This window comes from Streptomyces sp. NPDC006552 (assembly GCF_040611655.1).
In the GTDB taxonomy this organism is placed as follows: Bacteria; Actinomycetota; Actinomycetes; order Streptomycetales; family Streptomycetaceae; genus Streptomyces.
Map to the genome: position 1 here is coordinate 77,151 of NZ_JBEXOS010000019.1, position 18,699 is coordinate 95,849.

At 74.2% G+C, this 18,699-nt stretch carries 19 protein-coding genes; 9 read left to right on the top strand and 10 right to left on the bottom strand.

Translation table 11 applies throughout. From position 1 onward, the window contains the following. Nucleotides 1-19: 19 nt before the first annotated feature. The 3 genes from ABZY33_RS14480 to ABZY33_RS14490 form a co-directional block, all read right to left on the bottom strand. Nucleotides 20-2,242, bottom strand: a complete 2,223-nt coding sequence (locus ABZY33_RS14480) for a molybdopterin oxidoreductase family protein (RefSeq protein ID WP_356491877.1) — start codon at nt 2,240-2,242, stop codon at nt 20-22. Between the two features lie 144 nt (nt 2,243-2,386). Continuing rightward, a complete protein-coding gene (locus ABZY33_RS14485; protein WP_356491907.1) occupies nt 2,387-3,004 on the bottom strand; it encodes a TetR/AcrR family transcriptional regulator in 618 nt (205 codons plus the stop codon). Beyond that, nucleotides 3,001-3,507, bottom strand: coding sequence for a hypothetical protein (locus ABZY33_RS14490; protein ID WP_356491878.1), 507 nt, complete (start codon nt 3,505-3,507; stop codon nt 3,001-3,003). Before ABZY33_RS14490 ends, ABZY33_RS14485 begins: the two co-directional genes overlap by 4 nt. A 133-nt stretch (nt 3,508-3,640) precedes the next feature. Here ABZY33_RS14490 and hmgA point away from each other — a divergent pair, with 133 nt between their 5' ends. The 3 genes from hmgA to ABZY33_RS14505 all read left to right on the top strand — a co-directional run bounded on the left by hmgA (nt 3,641) and on the right by ABZY33_RS14505 (nt 7,195). Further along, on the top strand, nt 3,641-4,963 hold the full coding sequence (hmgA, locus tag ABZY33_RS14495; RefSeq protein ID WP_356491879.1) for a homogentisate 1,2-dioxygenase: 1,323 nt from the start codon (nt 3,641-3,643) through the stop codon (nt 4,961-4,963). 245 nt (nt 4,964-5,208) lie between these two features. Beyond that, nucleotides 5,209-5,958, top strand: coding sequence for a GntR family transcriptional regulator (locus ABZY33_RS14500; protein ID WP_356491880.1), 750 nt, complete (start codon nt 5,209-5,211; stop codon nt 5,956-5,958). A 22-nt stretch (nt 5,959-5,980) separates the two neighbouring features. After that, on the top strand, nt 5,981-7,195 hold the full coding sequence (locus ABZY33_RS14505; protein WP_356491881.1) for a type ISP restriction/modification enzyme: 1,215 nt from the start codon (nt 5,981-5,983) through the stop codon (nt 7,193-7,195). Between the two features lie 189 nt (nt 7,196-7,384). Here ABZY33_RS14505 and ABZY33_RS14510 read toward each other — a convergent pair whose 3' ends face one another. Then, on the bottom strand, nt 7,385-8,098 hold the full coding sequence (locus ABZY33_RS14510) for a TetR/AcrR family transcriptional regulator (RefSeq protein ID WP_356491882.1): 714 nt from the start codon (nt 8,096-8,098) through the stop codon (nt 7,385-7,387). Nucleotides 8,099-8,161: 63 nt separating this feature from the next. Between ABZY33_RS14510 and ABZY33_RS14515 the strand changes: the two genes are divergently transcribed. Together ABZY33_RS14515 and ABZY33_RS14520 are read left to right on the top strand one after the other, a co-directional pair. Further along, nucleotides 8,162-9,133: an ATP-binding cassette domain-containing protein gene (locus ABZY33_RS14515; protein ID WP_356491883.1), complete on the top strand. Its 972-nt coding sequence runs from the start codon at nt 8,162-8,164 to the stop codon at nt 9,131-9,133. After that, entirely contained in the window at nt 9,130-9,915 is a 786-nt protein-coding gene (locus ABZY33_RS14520; RefSeq protein ID WP_356491884.1) for an ABC transporter permease, read from the top strand. The genes ABZY33_RS14515 and ABZY33_RS14520 overlap by 4 nt, the downstream gene beginning before the upstream one ends. A gap of 170 nt (nt 9,916-10,085) precedes the next feature. Here the strand turns inward: ABZY33_RS14520 and ABZY33_RS14525 are convergent, their stop codons facing one another. After that, entirely contained in the window at nt 10,086-10,355 is a 270-nt protein-coding gene (locus tag ABZY33_RS14525) for a hypothetical protein (protein ID WP_356491885.1), read from the bottom strand. A gap of 478 nt (nt 10,356-10,833) precedes the next feature. On the opposite strand from ABZY33_RS14525, the gene ABZY33_RS14530 reads away from it, so the two are divergent. Continuing rightward, complete coding sequence (locus ABZY33_RS14530; protein ID WP_356491886.1) at nt 10,834-12,489, top strand: protein kinase; 1,656 nt, start codon at nt 10,834-10,836, stop codon at nt 12,487-12,489. Between the two features lie 17 nt (nt 12,490-12,506). On the opposite strand, the gene ABZY33_RS14535 is transcribed toward ABZY33_RS14530, so the two are convergent. Next, nucleotides 12,507-13,316, bottom strand: a complete 810-nt coding sequence (locus tag ABZY33_RS14535) for an SGNH/GDSL hydrolase family protein (protein ID WP_356491887.1) — start codon at nt 13,314-13,316, stop codon at nt 12,507-12,509. Between the two features lie 351 nt (nt 13,317-13,667). On the opposite strand from ABZY33_RS14535, the gene ABZY33_RS14540 reads away from it, so the two are divergent. Continuing rightward, the gene (locus ABZY33_RS14540) at nt 13,668-14,762 is read left to right on the top strand and encodes a DUF5925 domain-containing protein (protein ID WP_356491888.1); all 1,095 of its coding nucleotides are present in this window, start codon (nt 13,668-13,670) and stop codon (nt 14,760-14,762) included. 24 nt (nt 14,763-14,786) lie between these two features. Here ABZY33_RS14540 and ABZY33_RS14545 read toward each other — a convergent pair whose 3' ends face one another. Next, nucleotides 14,787-15,152 carry a GntR family transcriptional regulator gene (locus tag ABZY33_RS14545; protein ID WP_356491889.1) on the bottom strand — a complete coding sequence of 122 codons (366 nt, stop codon included), beginning with the start codon at nt 15,150-15,152 and terminating at the stop codon, nt 14,787-14,789. A 201-nt stretch (nt 15,153-15,353) separates the two neighbouring features. Between ABZY33_RS14545 and ABZY33_RS14550 the strand changes: the two genes are divergently transcribed. Further along, nucleotides 15,354-15,851, top strand: coding sequence for a DUF402 domain-containing protein (locus tag ABZY33_RS14550; RefSeq protein ID WP_356491890.1), 498 nt, complete (start codon nt 15,354-15,356; stop codon nt 15,849-15,851). 17 nt (nt 15,852-15,868) lie between these two features. Here ABZY33_RS14550 and ABZY33_RS14555 read toward each other — a convergent pair whose 3' ends face one another. Then, complete coding sequence (locus tag ABZY33_RS14555; protein WP_356491891.1) at nt 15,869-16,471, bottom strand: class I SAM-dependent methyltransferase; 603 nt, start codon at nt 16,469-16,471, stop codon at nt 15,869-15,871. A 108-nt stretch (nt 16,472-16,579) separates the two neighbouring features. Here ABZY33_RS14555 and ABZY33_RS14560 point away from each other — a divergent pair, with 108 nt between their 5' ends. After that, on the top strand, nt 16,580-16,717 hold the full coding sequence (locus tag ABZY33_RS14560) for a hypothetical protein (protein ID WP_356491892.1): 138 nt from the start codon (nt 16,580-16,582) through the stop codon (nt 16,715-16,717). 10 nt (nt 16,718-16,727) lie between these two features. Here the strand turns inward: ABZY33_RS14560 and ABZY33_RS14565 are convergent, their stop codons facing one another. Then, nucleotides 16,728-17,192, bottom strand: a complete 465-nt coding sequence (locus ABZY33_RS14565) for a GNAT family N-acetyltransferase (RefSeq protein ID WP_356491893.1) — start codon at nt 17,190-17,192, stop codon at nt 16,728-16,730. Further along, nucleotides 17,189-18,697 carry a tripartite tricarboxylate transporter permease gene (locus ABZY33_RS14570; protein ID WP_356491894.1) on the bottom strand — a complete coding sequence of 503 codons (1,509 nt, stop codon included), beginning with the start codon at nt 18,695-18,697 and terminating at the stop codon, nt 17,189-17,191. The genes ABZY33_RS14565 and ABZY33_RS14570 overlap by 4 nt, the downstream gene beginning before the upstream one ends. Nucleotides 18,698-18,699: the final 2 nt, after the last annotated feature.

Below are 18,699 nucleotides of genomic sequence, written 5' to 3' on the forward strand. Positions count from 1 at the left end.
ATAAGCGCAAAACTCCAGGTCACGATGGTATGGGCGGGGCCGCCTCGACCGCCGTGACCTCGACGGGCAGCGCGTTGAGCACGGCGGTGCCGGAGAGCGGGTCGAGCAGGCGCCCGTCGAGGAGCTGGTTGACGTTGACGCCCGGGTCCTGTGCCGCGACGCCGAGCCGGGTCCCGGGGCGGTCGTGGCCCCAGCCGTGCGGCAGGCTGACGACGCCGGGCCGCACGGCGTCCGTCACCTCCACCGGCGCCACCACCTCGCCGCCGGCCGCCCGTACGCGCGCGGGCGCTTCGTCGGTCAGGCCGATCCGGGCGGCGTCGTCGGGGTGGACCTGGAGGGTGCAGCGGTTGGAGCCGCCGGTCAGGGCGGGGATGTTGTGCATCCAGCTGTTGTTGGAGCGCAGATGGCGCCGCCCGACGAGGACGAGCCCCTCCTCCTTCCGGCTCAGCTCCCGGCGCAGCCGCGGCAGGTCGTCGGCGATCGGCCGCGGCAACAGTTCGATCCGGCCGCTGCGGGTCTTCAGGAGGGCGGGCAGCCGCGGCTCCAGGGGGCCCAGGTCGATGCCGTGCGGCTGGGCGAGCAGGTCGTCGAGGGTGAGGTCGTAGGGGCCGAGGCGCAGCATCATGTCGAGGCGGCGCTCGGGTCCGGTGCGGCCGGTGAGTTCGCGGGCGAGCCGCTCGGGGTCGGCCCCGAGGACGGGCGAGTGCGGGGTGGTGACGGCCTTGGCGAGGGTGGCCGCGATGACCGTCTCGTCCACGGTGCCGGCCGGTGCGCCGTGCCGGCCGCCCACCGCGAGGACGAGGCGGGCCAGCACCGCGCACTCGTCGGGCTGCCCGTCCTGGAGGGGGACGGCGGCCGGGGTGTAGCGGGCCTGGTTGCGGATGGCGAAGGCGTTGAACGCGAAGTCGAAGTGGGCGCTTCGGGACGGCGGGGGCGGCGGCAGCACGACGTGGGCGTGGCGGGACGTCTCGTTCAGGTACGGGTCGACGCTGACCATGAAGTCGAGCGAGGCCAGCGCCGCGTCGAGGCGGTCGCCGTCGGGGGCGGAGAGGACCGGGTTGGCGGCGATGGCGACGACGGCCCGCACGGCACCCTCGCCCGGGGTGTCGATCTCCTCGGCGAGCGCGGCGAGCGGCAGCTCTCCCTTGGCCTCGGGGTGCCCGGAGACGCGGCTGTGCCAGCGGCCGAGGGCGAAGCCCTTGCCGGGGCCGGCCGGGCGGGGCGCCGGGGCGGTGGCGGAGAGCGGGAAGAGGGCGCCGCCGGGCTTGTCGAGGTTGCCGGTGAGGATGTTCAGGACGTCGACGAGCCAGCTCGCCTCGGTGCCGAAGGCGACGGTGGTGCTGCCGACGCGGCCGTAGACGGCGGCGGTGGGGGCCGCGGCGAGTTCCCGGGCGAGGACGCGCACGGTGGCGGCCGGGATGTCACAGCGGGCGGCGACGGCCTCGGGGGTGAACTCCCGCAGTGCGTCGGACAGTTCGTCGAGTCCCTGCACGTGGTCGGCGAGGTGGGGTCCGACGTCGGCCAGCTTCTCCTCGAAGAGGACGTGCGCGACGGCGGCGAGCAGCAGGGCGTCCGTGCCGGGCCGGACGGCGAGGTGGCGGTCGGCCAGCCGGGCGGTGCGGGTGCGGCGCGGGTCGATGACGGTGAGCGTGCCGCCGCGGGCGCGCAGGGCCTTGAGCCGGCCGGGGAAGTCCGGGGCGGTGCACAGGCTGCCGTTGGACTCCAGCGGGTTGGCGCCGAGGATCAGGAGGTGGTCGGTGCGGTCGAGGTCGGGGACCGGGATGGCGTTCGCGTCGCCGAAGAGCAGTCCGCTGGAGACGTGCTTGGGCATCTGGTCGACGGTGGAGGCGGTGAAGAGGTTGCGGGTGCGCAGGGCGCCGAGCAGGAGCGGCGGGTAGAGGGCACCGGCCATGGTGTGCACGTTCGGGTTGCCGAGGACGACGCCGACGCTGTCCGGCCCGTAGCGCTCGACGAGGGGCCGCACGCCGGCGGCCACGGCGTCGAACGCCTCGTCCCAGTCGACCTCTTGGAGCCGCCCGTCCTTGCGGACGAGGGGCCGGGTGAGCCGGTCGGGGTCGGCGTCGAGGGCGCCGAAGGAGGCGCCCTTGGGGCAGATGAACCCGCGGCTGAACACGTCGTCACGATCGCCGCGGGCCCCGGTGACCCGGGTCCCCTCGATGGTGAGGCTGAGTCCGCAGGTCGCTTCGCAGAGCGGGCAGATACGCAGGGCGGTACGGGGCATGGCGTCTCCCGGAACGAGGCGTGGGGCACGGCGGGACGGGCGGACAGGCGATGAGCATACCGAGCGGTATGGAGGAGGGGGAGGCGATCGGCGGGACGGGACCGGCCCGTCGCGCCTTCCCCGGCCGGTCCGGCCGGGGCCCGGTCAGTCGAGGACGCGCCCCAGGTACGCCCGGAGCAGTTGCCGGGTCTCCTCGATGATCCGTTCGTCTCCGGCCGCGTCGAGGCGGAACGCGAGTCGGACCAGGGCGTCCGCGGCCTCGACGGCGACCAGGAAGGCGCGGCGCAGGGCGGCGTCGGGCGTGCGGCCCAGGTGCGGGGCGAGGAGGCCGGTGAGGGTGTCGGCGACGCGGTGGTTGGGGTCGGCGTCGGGGGCGCCGACGGGGATCTGCGTACCGAAGTCGACGAGGGCGAAGCCGGGCGCCGTGCGCTTCATGGCGAGGTACTCGTCGAGGACGGCGTCCATGGCGGCGCGCCAGTCGTCCGCGGCGATGGTCCCGAGCCGCTCGGCGACGCGCTCGGCGTACCGCTCCAGGTTGCGCTGGGCCAGGGCGTCGACCAGGGCGCGCTTGTTGCCGAAGAAGCGGTACACGGAGCCGATCGGCACGTCGGCGCGGGCCGCGACGGTCCGGGTGCTCAGCTCGTCGTACCCCGCTTCGTCGAGGAGCCGGGCGCAGGCGTCGAGGATCCGGCCGAGCCGCTCGGCGCTGCGCTGCTGGACGGGTGTGCGGCGCAGGGACGTGGGATGGGGCATGCCGGTCAGCCTACGGGGGCCGCCTCGGCGCCGGAGGCGGTCAGGTCGGCGGTGGCCTCGACCGGTTTCCCCTCGACCGCCCAGACGGTGTGGTCGTCGGCGTGGAGGCGGGCGGTGACGTGGTGCGTGCCGCGGCTGAGCCGGGCGGCGGGCAGCCGGTAGGCGGCGCCGCGCAGCCGGGAGAGGCGATGGCCGTCCAGCGAGAGCTGGACGTAGCCGCGGCCCCGCACGGCCACGGCCGGGGTGCCCGCGGGGCTGAGCCGGAAGTGGCGGACGCGCACCCGCAGGTACCAGCCGCGCGCCGGGTCGGCGTCCGGCTGGACGACGACGGCGACCTCCGGCGCGCCCTCGCCGCGGACCTGCCGGTACCGGTGGCCCTCGTCGTCGGTGCGGTCGAGGAGCGTGCCGGCCCGCCGGGGCCGGTCGGCGTCGCCGCCGCACCCGGCGAGCCCCGTCAGCACGGCGCACGCCAGGAGGGCGGCCGTGGCACGGGCGCACGGTGTCCTGGACATGACCGGGACAGTAGAGCAACGCTCACGTTCACGGATCCCTCCCGGGGAGGAGTCCGCGACGCGGAGAACCTCTTGCGCGGGGTGGCACCGAATCCTACGGTTGAGCATAGGAATCAGGGACGAGGGAGCGAAGATGAGCGGCGACGTCCGCAAGCAGGCCGAGGGTCTGGCCTATCTGTCCGGTTTCGGGAACGAGCACGCCTCGGAGGCGGTGCCGGGCGCCCTGCCCGTGGGGCGCAACGCGCCGCAGCGCGCCCCGCTCGGCCTCTACGCGGAGCAGCTCAGCGGCACCGCCTTCACCGAGCCCCGCGCGCACAACCGCCGTTCGTGGCTGTACCGGATCCGCCCGTCGGCGGCGCACCCGGAGTTCACCCGCGTGGACAACGGTGCCCTGCGCACCGCCCCCTTCACGGAGGCCGTGCCCGATCCCAACCGGCGGCGCTGGGACCCGCTGCCCGCGCCCGCGCCCGGCACGGACTGGCTGGCCGGCCTGTGGACGCTCGGCGGCAACGGCGACGCGACGCAGCGCACCGGCATGGCCGTGCACCTCTACCACGCCGACTCCCCCATGACGGACCGGGTGTTCAGCGACGCCGACGGCGAGCTGCTGATCGTGCCGGAAGCCGGCGGCCTGCTGCTGCGCACCGAATTCGGCCTGCTCGCCGCCGCGCCGGGCGAGGTCGCGCTGATCCCGCGCGGGGTGCGCTTCCGGGTCGAGCTGCTCGACGAGACCGCCCGCGGGTACGTGTGCGAGAACTACGGTGCGCCCTTGCGCCTCCCCGACCTCGGCCCGATCGGTGCCAACGGCCTGGCGAACGCCCGGGACTTCAGGGCCCCGGTCGCCGCGTACGAGGACGACGGGGCGGCGCCGCGCGCGGTGGAGGTCGTCAACAAGTTCTGCGGCAACCTCTGGAGCGCCACCTACGACCACTCCCCGCTCGACGTCGTCGCCTGGCACGGCAACCACGTCCCGTACGTGTACGACCTGCACCGCTTCAACGTGCTCGGCACGATCTCCTACGACCACCCGGACCCGTCGATCTTCACGGTGCTGACGTCACCCTCGGACACCCCGGGCCTCGCGGGCGTGGACTTCGTGGTCTTCGCGCCGCGCTGGCTGGTCGGCGAGGACACGTTCCGGCCGCCGTACTTCCACCGGAACGTGATGAGCGAGTACATGGGCCTCATCGACGGCGCCTACGACGCGAAGGCCGCCGGGTTCGTGCCCGGCGGGGGCTCGCTGCACAACATGATGTCGGCGCACGGGCCCGACCGGGAGACGTTCGACCGGGCGAGCGCGGCGGAGCTGGTGCCGCAGCGGGTCGATGACGGGCTGGCGTTCATGTTCGAGACGCGGTGGCCGATCACGGTGGCGCCGCAGGCCCGCGACGCGGGGCACTTGCAGCGCGGCTATGACGAGGTGTGGCTCGGCCTTGAGCGTCATTTCCCGGGATAGGGCTGCGCGGTCCCGTCTGCCGGGTGGCGGTCTCGTCGGCGGCTGACGGTGCGTCGTGGCCGGTCGCGCAGTTCCCCGCGCCCCTGAGACGGGGCTGCGGCGGAGCCGCATGCTCCAGGGCGCGGGGAACTGCGCGAGAAGCCCCACCGGCCGGCAGCCGCCCGCGCCACAGAAACCCGGCACACGAACCGGCGCACCCGCCCCGCACATTGCACTGAACGCCCCCGCCAGATACGGATAACCCCGTGACGTCATTCGCCCCGGACTCGATCGTCCTGAACCGCAAGCTGCCGCTCTGGTATCAGGTGTCGCAGTCCTTGCGCGCCTCCATACTCGGCCGCTCCCCGCAGGACCCGCTGCGGCTGCCCACCGAGGAGCAGCTCGCGGGGCACTACGGGGTCTCCGTCCTGACCATGCGCCAGGCCCTGAAGGAGCTGGAGGACGAGGGACTCATCTCGCGGCACCGGCGCCGCGGCACGTTCATCGAGCCGGCGGCCCGGCAGGGCGCGCCGGTGCGGCTGCTCGGCTCCGTCGACGCGATCGTGGCCCAGCAGTCCGGGATGACGACCGAGCTGCTCGCGCACGGCACGGCGCCGGTCCCGGTGGCCTACGCCGACCTGTTCCCGGGCGTCGGCTCCGTCGCCACCTACCACCGGCTGCGCTGCGACGAGGAGACGGGCGAGCCGACCAACCACGCCCGCAACTACGTGCGGCCGGAGCTCGGCGCGCGGCTCGACGTGGCGGACCTGGCGCGCTGGCCGATGACGAAGGTGCTGCGGGACGGGGTCGGCGTGCGGATCAGCCGGATCACCGACTCGGTGGCGGCCCGCCTCGCCGACCCGGAGACGGCCCGGCTGCTGAGGGTCCCGCTGCTCAGCCCGATCCTGCACTACACGGGCATCACGTACGACGAGGAGGGGCAGGTACTGGACGTCGCGGTCATCCACTACCGCGGGGACCGCTTCTCGTTCACGGTGACGCTGGACGCCGACTGACCCGCCCTGGAGGCGACGTACCATGCCGGGCGTGACGAACGACGGGCCGCTGACCGACACCGTGCCGCTCGCGGACCTCATGCCGTGGTCCGTGGCGCCGCTGCGGCTGGGCCGGGGCTGGCCCCTCGCGCCGGACGCCGCGTCGCTGAAGGCCCGCTGGAAGGCGTTGGTCACCGCGCCGCAGGACCGGCGCGAGGCGCTGCTCGAACCGTCGCGCGCCCGGACCCTGCACATGGCCGCCGCCCAACTGCCGGGGCAGCGCGCGGGGACGGATCCGCTGGCACGGGCCGCCGGTCCGTGCCCGGAGCCGGTGCGGGTGCTGCACGGACCCTTCGACGAACAGTGGCTCATCCCCGACCAGCGGCTGATCGACGTGGCCCGGCCCGAGCTGTGGCGGGTCGCCGACGACCGGCAGCTCTTCCTCGTCGAGCAGGGGTACGTCCCCGACGCGGGCGGCCCCGCGGTGCTGGCCTGCGCCGTGCTGCCCGAGGGCCGCTCCCCCGCCGGGCGGCCGGGCCGGATCCGCCCGCTCTACCGGCGCCCCGGCGGCACGGAGCCCAACGTCACCCCCGGCCTGCTCGCCCACCTCGCGGAGGTGTACGGCCGTGCGGTGACCGCCGGGGAACTGGCCGCCTGGGTGCTGGCGGCGGGCGACAGGGACGCCAAGGAGTGCCGGGTGCCGCTCCCGGCGGACCCGGAGGTGTGGTCCCGCGGGGTCGAACTCGGCCGCCGCGTGCTGTGGTTGCACCGGCGCGGCTCCGGCGCCGAGCGGCCCAGACTGCCCGGCGGCCGCCGCCCCTACGTGCGCGCGGCGCTGCCGGCCCGCCCCACCGAGCTGCTCTACGACCGCGAGGAGGAGGCCCTGCTCGTCGGCGAGGGACGCATCGCGCCGGTCCCGGCGGCGGCCTGGGACTTCCACGTCAGCGGGGTCCGGGTCCTGGAGCGGTGGTTCGCCCGCCGCACCACGCCGGCCGAGCCGGGCACGCTGGCGGCGGTGCGCCCGGCGACGTGGCCGCAGCCGTGGACGTCCGAGCTGCTCGAACTCGTGACCGTGCTGACACTCCTGGCCGATCTCGCCCCGCTCCAGCGGGAGTTGCGGACGGGGGTCGGCACGCTCATCGGCCCGCACCAGCTGCGCCGCGCCGGGGTGCTCCCGGTCCCGGCCGGCGCCCGCCGCCCGGCCACGGTCCTCGACCAGCCCGAGGAAGGCCCGGGCGGCCAGTTCGCGTTCTTGTGACACCGCGGGCGAGTGGGGGCCGGTCGCGCAGTTCCCCGCGCCCCTGGACCATGCGGCTTCGCCGCCGCCCAGGAGGGCGCACGAAGTGCGCCTTTCAGGGGCGCGGGGAACTGCGCGAGAAGCCCCACCGGCCCGCGGCCACCCACCAAGTACGCCACCACGGCGAGCAGCAGCCCACCCCGGCCCGCCTCACCCCGCCGCCACAAACCCTTCCACCACCCGCCGCAGCGCCCGCTCGAACACCGCCTCCAGGTCGATCGGCCCGGAGTCCTCGGTGAACGCCGCCGCGAGCCGCGGATACCGCCCCGACGCCACCTGCCCGCCCAAATACCCGATCCGCACCGCCTGTTCCTGCTCGGCGCTCCACGGCAGTGACCGCGTCCGCTCCTCGGTGGCGATCTCGTTGGCGACGTACGTCGTCACGACACTCGTCACGGCGGCGATGAGCTCCATCTTCGTGCCGTAGGGCCGCTCCAGCGGGTCCAGGCAGCGCAGGCAGTACTCCAGGTACGTGAGCGCGTTCGGGCTGAAGCCGTAGACCGGGGACATCAGCCGCGGCAGCCAGGGGTGGCGGTGCATGAGCGCCCGGGTCTGGCGGGCCAGGGCCAGGACGTCCGCGCGCCAGTCACCGGTCGGCTCGGGGTAGGCGTACTCACCGCTGACGGCGTCGACCATCAGCTCGTACAGGTCCTCCTTGCGCGGCACGTAGTTGTAGAGCGACATCGTGCCCATGTCCAGCTCCGCGGCGATCTTCCGCATGGACACCGCGTCGATCCCCTCCGCGTCGGCCACCCGGACGGCCGCGGCCGCGATGTCGGCCCGGCTGTGCGCGGGCCGGGGGCCGCGGCCGGCGCGCTCGGGGCGCGCCCAGATCACTTCGGGTTCGGACGGTCGGACCGCCATGGATCATCACCTCGCCCTCCATCGTAGTTACGTACGGCGTACGTAGTGCGCTATGGTGACGCCATGACTTCTACGTACGCTGTACTTAGTGAAGGTCTGGAGAAGCGCTTCGGCACGGGCGTTAAAGCCGTGCACGCCCTGCGGGGCCTCGATCTGGCGGTGCGGGCGGGCACGGTCTGCGGTCTGCTCGGGCCGAACGGGGCCGGGAAGACGACGGCGGTGCGGCTGCTGACGACGCTGCTGCGCCCGGACGCCGGCACCGCCCGGGTCGCGGGGCACGACATCGCGGCCGCCCCCGACGCCGTGCGCCGCAGCATCGGCGTCACCGGGCAGTACGCGTCGGTGGACGGGGACCTGACCGGCCGGGAGAACCTGCGGCTGTTCGCCCGGCTGCTGCGCGCCCCGCGGTCCCGGGCCGACGAGCTGATCGAGCGGTTCGCGCTCACCGAGGTCGCGGACCGGCCGGCCCGCACCTGCTCCGGCGGCATGCGCCGCCGCCTCGATCTCGCGGCGAGCCTGCTCACCCGGCCCGCCGTGCTCTTCCTCGACGAGCCGACCACCGGCCTCGACCCGCACAGCAGGAACGGGATCTGGGGCGCGGTCCGCGAACTGGCCCGCGCGGGCACCACCGTGCTGCTGACCACGCAGTACCTGGAGGAGGCCGATCAGCTCGCCGACGAGGTCGTGCTGATCGACGCGGGCCGCGCCGCCCACTCGGGCACCCCGGCCGCGCTCAAGGCGCAGATCGGGCACTACGCGGAGGTCGTCGTGCCGGACGACGCGGGCGAGCAGGCGCTGCACGCCGCCGCCGTCGTCCTCGACCAGCTCACCGGGGCGCGGCCCCGGCTCGATCCCGAGCGGCGCACGGCCGGCGCGGTCGTCCTCGACCCGGCCCTCACACTCCCCCGCGTCGTGCGCGAACTCGACGCGTCCGGCGTCCCGTTGACGGACGTCACCCTGCGCCCGCCAACGCTGGACGAAGTGTTCCTGCGACTGACCCGCACCCACCACGAGACCCGGGAGAGCGCCGTATGAGCACCGCACTTCTGTACGACGGCACGGCCCTGGTGGGCCGCCACCTCCAGCGCATCCGGCACGCTCCGGCGATCCCGGTCATGACGCAGACGATGCCGGTCGTCTTCCTGCTCTTCTTCGGGTACGTCTTCGGCGGCGCCCTGGCGATGCCGGGCAGCGACTACCGGGCCTACCTCGTCCCCGGCATGCTGGTGGCGACGGCGGCCAACGGGATCATGACCGGGATGTTCACGGCGGCCCAGGACACGCACCGCGGCGTGATGGACCGGTTCCGCACGCTGCCGATGAGCCGGGCCGCCGTGCCGCTCGGGCAGTCCGCCGCCGATCTGGTGACGGCCACGGCCGGCCTGGTCCCGCTGGTCGCGGTGGGGCTCGCGATGGGGTGGCGGATCGAGGGCGGGGCGCCGGGCGCCCTGGCCGCGTTCGGGCTGCTGCTGCTCTTCCGGTTCGCCGCCACGTGGCTCGGCATCCTGCTCGGCGTCGTCTCGCGCAGCGAGGAGGCTGCGGGGCAGCTGGGCAGCGCGACGTTCATGCTGCCGCTGCTGTCGAACGCCTACCTCCCGACCGCGGGGATGCCCGGCTGGGTGCGCACGCTCGCCGAGTGGAATCCGATCAGCGCCGTGTGCACGGCCGTTCGCGAGCTGACCGGCAGCGCGCCGGTGCCGCACGGCGCGTCCTGGCCGGTGGCGCACCCGGTGGCCGGGGCGCTGGCGTGGTGCGCGGCCCTGCTCCTGCTGTCCGTGCCGCTCGCGGTCCGCCGCTGCGCGCGGGCCGGCCACTGATCAGGTCCGGCCCGGACCAGGCCGGACAGCACGAGGGCCCGCACCCGGACTCCGCTGCCGGGGCGCCCGCCGCGGTGCCGTGGGGATGACGGTCGCGAAGATGCGCGGCGGTAACGCCGGACGGCGTGGAGTTCGGATGCGGGCCCCGTACCCGCTGGACGGGCGGCCTGTCAGCGGCCGCCGAACAACGTGCGGCGCAGTCGCCGCAGTGGCGCGAAGAGCGAGACCCGCCGCATCCGCGCGGCGCTCCCGCCACGCTTGTGCGCCGTGTCACGTGCGGTCAGCTCACGCATCAGCGTCGTCGCCTCCGCCACCTCGCGCTGCGGGACGGCAGGACCGCCGAGCACCGAGAGATGGCGGTCGAGACGCGAACTGGTCGCGCTGCTCCCGCACGTGATCGCAGGCACACGAGGCCTGCTGCGCACTGTTATCTGTTCCATGTCACTCCCCACCCATACGAGGGCACCCGGCCCGGGCAGGTTAACCCTATCGCCCCATCGGGACACTCGTGTATCCCGGTCGCACGATTCACCACATCCGGCGGGTGGTTGACGCCCTTCTACTGATTACTCTCCGAATACGACTGATTCCAGGGCGAGTTGGACAAGCTGGGCACTTTTCGGGCTCTGCGCGCCGCCGCCGGACAGGTTCGTCACAGCGAGTGAACGGATGCCCGCCGTCAAGCCGGGGGCCGCTGACGGCGTGTCGAGGGTCCCCGACCGGGCGGCACGGCCGGGAACGGGCGGTATCGGGCGAGGCGGCACCCGGGCGCGCGCCGCGTCAAGGGCCGGCGCGGCGCGGACGTGGCCCATCTCACGTGCGGTGGATCCGCCCGCGACCGATTCCCAAGGGGGCCGCAACCGCGCTCCGTTGAGCTACTTTTGTTCAGACTTGTCGTGCGGACTCGTCTTGCCGCGAATGGGGGCACCCGTGAGTGAGCGTGTGGTCGCGGGACGGTACCGGCTGACCGAACCACTCGGCGCCGGCGGGATGGGCACGGTCTGGCGGGCGCGCGACGAGGTGCTCGGCCGTGAGGTCGCCGTCAAGGAGGTGCGGGCACCGGCCGGGCTGCCGGCGGCCGATGTCGAGCGGCTGTACGCGCGCCTGGAGCGGGAGGCCTGGGCCGCGGCCCGTATCGCGCACCGCAACGTGGTGACGCTCTACGACGTCGCCACCGACGACGGCCGGCCGTGGATCGTCATGGAGCTGGTGCGCGGGCTCACCCTCGCCGACCAGCTCGACGCCGAGGGCCCCATGGTCCCGCGGCGCGCCGCGCACGTCGGCGCCGAGGTGCTGGCCGCGCTGCGGGCCGCGCACGACGCCGGGGTGCTGCACCGTGACGTGAAGCCGGGCAACGTGCTGCTGTCGAACGACGGCCGGGTCGTGCTCACCGACTTCGGCATCGCCACGGTCGAGGGCACCCAGGCCCTGACGATGACCGGCGAGATCATCGGCTCGCCCGAATTCCTCGCACCCGAGCGGGCGTTGGGTCGCGCGCCGGGCCCCCAGTCCGACCTGTGGTCCCTCGGAGTGCTGCTGTACGCGGCCGTCGAGGGGCACTCGCCGTTCCGCCAGGACACCCCGCTGAGCACGCTGCGGGCCGTCGTCGACGAGGAGCTGCCGCCGCCGCGCCGGGCCGGTCCGCTCACCCCCGTCATCGAGGGGCTGCTGCGCAAGGACCCGGCGGCGCGGGCCGGCGCGGCGGACACCGAACGCGATCTGCGGCTCATCGGCGCGGGCGGCACCCCGCCCGGCCGCGCCGCGGCGGCGTCGCCGGTCTCGACCCTGCCGACGCAGACCTCGCTGCGGCTGCCGGACACGCCGCCCACGCCGCTCGCGCACCCGGTCCCGGACCGGACCGGTCCGGCGACGGACACCTCCGACGGCGCGGGCCGCCGGTCCGCGCGCCGCACGCCCCTGGTGCTGGTGGCCGCGATCGTCGTGCTGCTGCTCGCCGTCGGCGGTCTCACCTACGCGCTGCTCAGCCAGGACGGCGGCGGGGGCGGCGGCACGGCGGGGGCGAGCGGCGACACCGGCTCCCGGGGCGGCGGCGCGAGCCCGGGCGAGACCACCGCGAGCGACGGCCCGGGTCCCGGCGCAGGTCCCGGCAGCACGAGCGACACGGAAACGGGTGACGGCAAGGCTTCCGGGAAGGGGAGTTCGGGCGGCGGCGGGCACACCACCACGCCGGTCCAGTCGGTGCGGGTCAGCGTGCGCGCCGTGCGCGGCAGTTACAGCGGCGGGTGTCCACCGCCCGCGGACCGGGCCCCGGCCTTCGCGGCGACGGTCACCGTGGGCCGGGCCCCGGCCGAGGTCGCGTACCGCTGGGTCACCGAGAGCGGGCAGCCGTCCGATCCGGGCTGGAAGACCCTGCACTTCGCCGCGGGCTCGTCGCGCAGCCGTACGGTCGACACCGTGCAGACGGCGTACGAACAGGGCGCGACGCTGCACAACCGGATCCGCGTCGAGGTGCGCAGCCCGGTCGCGGTGACGTCCAACTATGTGGCTTATGCGCTCACTTGTGAGGTGGTGACCCCGACGAGCGGGGCCACCACCGGTTCACCCACGTACTGAACGGTGCCCGGGGGCGGTCAGGCCGCGGACGTGAACACGGGCAGGTAGCCGCCCGACTGGCCGGCGGCGGTGGGGTGGTAGGACTCGCCGATGTTGGTCCAGTTCACGCTGTGCAGCCAGGCGCTGCCGGAGCAGATCTCGTGGCCGGTGAAGGTCGAGGTCACGTCGCCGAAGGTGAAGCCGTGGTCGGCGGCGCGCTTGGCGGTGGTGGCGTTGATCAGGTCGGCGGCCGAGTTGATCGCCGACCGCTCGTTCTCGGACAGGCCCGCGAGGCAGGAGCCGCCGATCTTGTAGAAGCGGGGGTAGCCGATCACCACCACATGGGCGGCCGGGGCCTTGGTGCTGATCGCCGTGTACACCTTGTCGAGGTTGGCGGGCAGGGTCGAGGTGACGTACGCGCGGGCCTGGTTGACCCGGTTGATGCAGGTGGATTCGGACTGCAGGACGCAGGTCGTCATGACGTCGGCGAAGCCGGCGTCGTTGCCGCCGATGCTGATGGAGACCAGGCCGGTCCCCGAGCCGAGCGGGCCGAGCTGACCGGAGAGGACATCACCCGTACGGGCACCCGAGCACGCGGTGAAGTTGAAGCTGGAGGGTGAGTGGGCGGCGGCCCACAGCGCCGGGTACGCCTTGGTGGAGCGCTTGCAGTCGCCGCTGGCGCTGTCGTAGCTGCCGGCGCCGACTCCGGAGGAGTACGAGTCACCGAGGGCCACATAGCCGGTGGGGGCGGCGCTCCCGGCCGCCTGGGCCGCGCCCGCCCCCGTGAGGGCGGCCGCGGTGGCGAAGAGGAACGAGGTCACGTATGCCGCAAGTCGGAAACGTCTCATGGAACCTCCCTTAGCAGGATCTCTGCCGCATCTGTGGTAGCACGCCACAGAGTTACCGGGAAGTACTCCGGACGAGGATTCGTCCGGCGTTCAATTGCAGGTACATGTCAGGGCTATGACATACCCTCAACTTGCGGACGCTACGCCCGTAGACGCCGACGTCCACCCAGGAGATCCGGGCGCACCGCGGCCGCAGGAGGGCCGGGAGGCGATCCGACTCGCTTCGCGCACACGGAAGTTCGGCAAACGGCGCCGTGTTGCGGCTCGGCCGGGGTGCCCCGGGGCGGTCCCTGACGGACGCACTCGGGAAATCTCCGTGCGGGCCGCACGATTGTGCCGGATCATGACGGCATGTCTGCGAACCCCTTCGACGCGCTCCCCGTCCGGCTGGGCGTCGACGACAGCGACTCCCCCTCCGACGTCGTCGACGCGCTGTTCCTGGGCCGCTTCGCCACGGGCGAGCAGCCGCACTCGCGCGCGAAGAACATCGAACGGGTCCGCGCCGGCGCCACGCTGCTGCCGCCGGACGCCCGGGTGCTGCGCTCCGCGCGCGACGACGACCGCAGCGCGACGCTCGCCGGCGGCGACGGCTGGACCGTGCTGGTCTCGCGGTGGAACCGCGGCGCGGACGTGACGGTGACGGCGACCACGTCCGAGCTGGCGGAGCAAGTGCTCGGCCAGGCGACCGAAGGCGCCGCCGACGAGCCGGAGCCGCAGCCGGAGGACGTGACGATGGGGTTCTGGTACGTGTCGCCGCGGCGCGGCCCGCACCGCACGACGCGGCAGATCTCGGCGGGCACGTGGGAGGAGGTCAGGTCCAACTACACGGAGCCGGTCGCCGCGGCCCTGGACGAGCTGATGAAGACGCGCCCCGAGTCCGTCGCGGGCCGGCTGCTGTTGCTGCACGGCCCGCCGGGGACGGGCAAGACGTCGGCGCTGCGCACGCTGGCCCGTTCCTGGCGGGACTGGTGCCAGGTCGACTGCGTGCTCGACCCCGAGCGGCTCTTCTCCGACGTCGGCTATCTGATGGACATCGCGATCGGCGAGGACGACGGCACGGCGAAGGGCCGCTGGCGGCTGCTGCTCCTGGAGGACTGCGACGAGCTGATCCGCGGCGAGGCCAAGCACACCGCGGGCCAGGCGCTCTCCCGGCTGCTGAACCTGACGGACGGCCTGCTCGGCCAGGGCCGCAACGTCCTGGTGGGCGTCACCACGAACGAGGACCTGGAGCGCCTGCACCCCGCGGTGGTCCGGCCCGGCCGCTGCCTGGCCCGCATCGAGGTGGGCCCGCTGACCCGCCGCGAGGCGACCGGCTGGCTCGGCACGGAGGAGGGTCTCGGCCGGGACGGCGCGACGCTGGCCGAGCTGTACGCACTGCGCCGGGGCATCGCGCCGACCTCGGTCCCGGACCAGCGGGGCGGGGCGGAGGCCGGGCTCTACCTGTAGGGCCCGGTCTGGCGGCCGCCGCCGCTACGCGTACGCCGCGCGGAGCGCGTCCCGGGCCGCCGCCAGGGCCGCGTCCTCGGAGAGCCCGAGCCGCCGGACGCGCTCGGCGAAGCCCTGCGCCGCGAGCGCGGCCTCCCGGGCGGCGGCGTCCCCGGCGGCGGCGACGAACGTGCCGTTGCGCCCGCGCGTCTCGATCACCCCGTCCGCCTCCAGCGCCCGGTACGCCTTGGCGACGGTGTTGGCGGCGAGCCCCAGCTCCTCGGCGAGGCCGCGCACGGTGGGCAGTTTGTGGCCGACGGGCAGCGTCCCGGCCCTGGCCTGCTCGGAGATCTGCGCCCGCACCTGCTCGTAGGGGGCGGCACTGTCGTCCATACGGATCTTCAAGGTCACGCGCCCGATTGTCCCGCAGCACCGCACCGGCCGCAGCCTCCGGCCCCGGGCCGGCCGGCCCCCGGATAAATCGGAGGCTTCCGCCCGCGCGGGCACGTAGCGTGCGGCACACGACCGTGATCGCCTGCGTCCGGCACCTGGCCGGTACGCGCCGGGGCGCCGGACGGTCCGCCCACCAGTCCGAAGCGACGGAGGTCCGCCATGCCCACCCCCGCACCCCTTGCCGGCGTTCAGGTCAGGCTCGTCAAGGCGGGCCGTACGAAGATCGGTTACCCGGCGCGGCTGCTGTCCGACGACGGCACGCACATCGCCGTGCGCGCCGAGTGGGCGGGCGCGGGCGTGCGCGACTTCGGCTTCGTGCGCTTCGAGCCGGGCGACGTGTTCACGGAGCACTATTGGCGCGACCGCTGGTACGCGGTCAAGGAGGTCCGGGCGGGCGACGGGCGGCTGAAGGGCTGGTACTGCGACATCACCCGGCCCGCCCGGCGCGCGGACGACGGCCAGGTCGTCAGCGAGGACCTCGATCTCGACCTGTGGGTCTCCGCCGACGGGACGCAGGTGCTGCGCCTGGACGAGGACGAGTTCGCCGCCAGCGGCCTGGCCGACCGCGATCCCGCGGCGGCCGAGGCGGCGGTCCGCGCCCTGGACGACCTGGAGCGGTGCGCCCGGGCCGGCGGACTCCCGGCCCTGCTGGAGTGAGCAGCCCCGGGCGCCGCTCAGCGCCCCGCCGCCACCACCGCGTACCGCTCGTCGCGCACCGGCCGTCCCCACAGGCGCGCGTCGCCCGACAGCTCCTCGTGCCGTACGTCCGCGAAGACCTCCCCCGCCAGGGCGACAAGGCGCCGCGCGGGGATCCCGGCGGGGCTCACCTCTCCCCACACCCCTTCGACCAGCACCAGGCGTCCGCCCGGCCGCAGCAGGCCCGCCCAGGTCCGCAGCGCGGCCGCGGGATCGGGCAGGGCCCAGAGCACGTGCCGGACGAGCACGACGTCGTACGAGGCCGCCGGGACGGGAGGTGCCGCGGCGTCCCCGAGGAGGAACGCGGCGTCGTGGCCCGCGAGTTTCTCCCGGGCGCGCTCCAGCATGGCCGGGGCGAAGTCGACCCCCGTCACCCGGTGGTGGCGCTCGGCCGCGAGGAGGGACAGGGAGCCGGTGCCGCAGCCGAGGTCCAGCAGGTCGCCCGGGTGCGCCGGCAGCCAGGCCCCGAGCCGCTGCGCCCAGGCGCCGCGTACCGCGGGATTCCGCAGGCCGTGGTCGGGTTCCTCGTCGAACGCGCCCGCCGCCGCGTCCCATTGCTCGCTCCCCGCGCTGTGCTCCATCGCCACATCATGACAACCGCCACTGACAATTGCGCTTCGATGTCGACGCGGGCGGGAACAGGTCTACAACGGCAGCGGGTTGGCACCCGTGGAGCTACAGGAGGCACCATGCGCCGAGTGACCATGCACAAGCCCACCGGAGCGAGCACCCTCACGCGCCGGCTGCGGGACGAGGCTGCGGAGACGGCACGCGAGCGCGCGGAGGTGCGCAAGGACATCCGCAAGACGTGGTGGCCGGACGAGTAGCCGGGCCGGGTCAGAGGGGGCTGAGACGCTTGCGGTAGTGGATGCGGTCGTAGGGCCCGTCGACGCGGCGCTCCACGACCTCGTACCCGTACCGGGGATAGATCTTCCGGTTCTCCACCATCAGCGCGTGGGTGTAGAGCCGGACTTCGGGCAGGCCGAGCCGGCGGGCGTGTTCGTCGACGAAGGTGAGCAGAGCGCGGCCCACCCCCTGCCCATGGGCGGCGGGGTGGACCGCGATGCTGCCGAGGAAGAGGTGGCCGGGGCGCGGCTCGACGACGACCAGGCCGTGTACGTCCGGGTCGCCCGTGACGTACACGCGGCCCGCCGCCACGTCCGCCGCGTGGTCGGCCTCCATGGGCTGCGGCACGAGGCCGATCCGGGCGATGTAGGGGCGGTACGCCGCGTCGGTGACGGCCGCGACGGCCGGCACGTCGGCGGCGGTGGCGGGTCGGACCGGGAGGGGCACGCTGTTCATGCCGCCCTGTCTACGCCACTCCCCCTGCCGCGCACCAGCGCCTTCCTGACCAGCGGCCATGCCACGATGAGCAGCACGAGCGCGTAGACGGTCACCGAGAACGGGGTGTTGACGAGGCCGCCGGCGCTGCCGTCGCTGATCTGGAGCGCGCGCCGCAGCTGTTGTTCGGCGTTGGGGCCCAGGATGACGCCGATGACGGCGGGCAGGACGGGCAGTCCGTAGCGGCGCATGCCGAAGCCGATGAGGCCGATGACCAGCAGGATGACCAGGTCGAGGGAGTCCCCGCCGACCGCGTAGGCGCCGACCGCGGCGAAGAAGAGGATCCCGGCGTACAGGTACGGGCGCGGGATGCGCAGCAGCTTCGCCCAGACCGGGGCCAGCGGCAGGTTCAGGGCGAGGAGCAGGACCATGCCGACGAAAAGGGACGCGATGAGGCCCCAGACCAGCTCGGGTTCGCGGGCGAACAGGAGCGGGCCGGGCTGGATGCCGTACTGCTGGAACGCGGCGAGCATGACCGCGGCGACCGCGGTGGTGGGCAGGCCGAGGGTGAGCATGGAGACGAGGGTGCCCGCCGCCGACGCGGAGGCCGCGGACTCGGGACCGGCGACGCCCTCGATGGCGCCTTTGCCCCATTCGTCCTTGTGCTTGGACAGCCGTTTCTCGGTGACGTAGGAGAGGAAGGTGGGGATCTCGGCGCCGCCGGCCGGGATCGCGCCGAACGGGAAGCCGATGAGCGGGCCGCGCAGCCAGGACTTCCAGGTGCGCCGCAGGTCGGCGCGGCCGAGCCAGGGGCGGCCGACGGGGATGGCCTCGCCGCCGCCGCGGCGCAGGTGCGCGGCGACCCACAGGGCCTCGCCGATGGCGAAGAGGCCGACCGCGACGATGACCACGTCGATGCCGTCGGCGAGCTGCAACGAGCCGAAGGTGAGCCGTTGCTGGCCGGTCATCTGGTCCAGGCCGACGAGGCCGAGGGTGAGTCCGATGAGCAGGGAGGCGAGGCCGCGGATGCGCGAGGAGCCGAGGACGGACGTCACGGCGATGAACGCGAGGACCATGATGGCGAAGTAGTCGGGCGCGCCGATGTCGACGGCGAGCGAGGCGACTTTGGGGGCGAGGGCGACGAGCAGGATCGTGCCGATCATGCCGCCGGCGAAGTGGCCGACGGCGGCGGCCGCGAGGGCCTGCGCGCCGCGGCCCGCCTTGGCCATCGGGTTGCCTTCCATCGCGGCGACGACGGCGGCGCTCTCCCCCGGTGTGTTGAGCAGGATGGACGTCGTGGAGCCGCCGAACATGGCGCCGTAGTAGATGCCCGCGAACATGATGAACGCGCCGGTGGGTTCGAGTCCGTACGTCACCGGGAGCAGCAGGGCGACCGCCATGGCGGGCCCGATGCCGGGCAGGACGCCGATGGCGGTGCCGAGGAGCACGCCGAGGGCGGCCCACAGGAGGTTGACGGGGGTGAGGGCGGTGCCGAAGCCGTCCATCAGGGAGGTGAGTGCGTTCATGG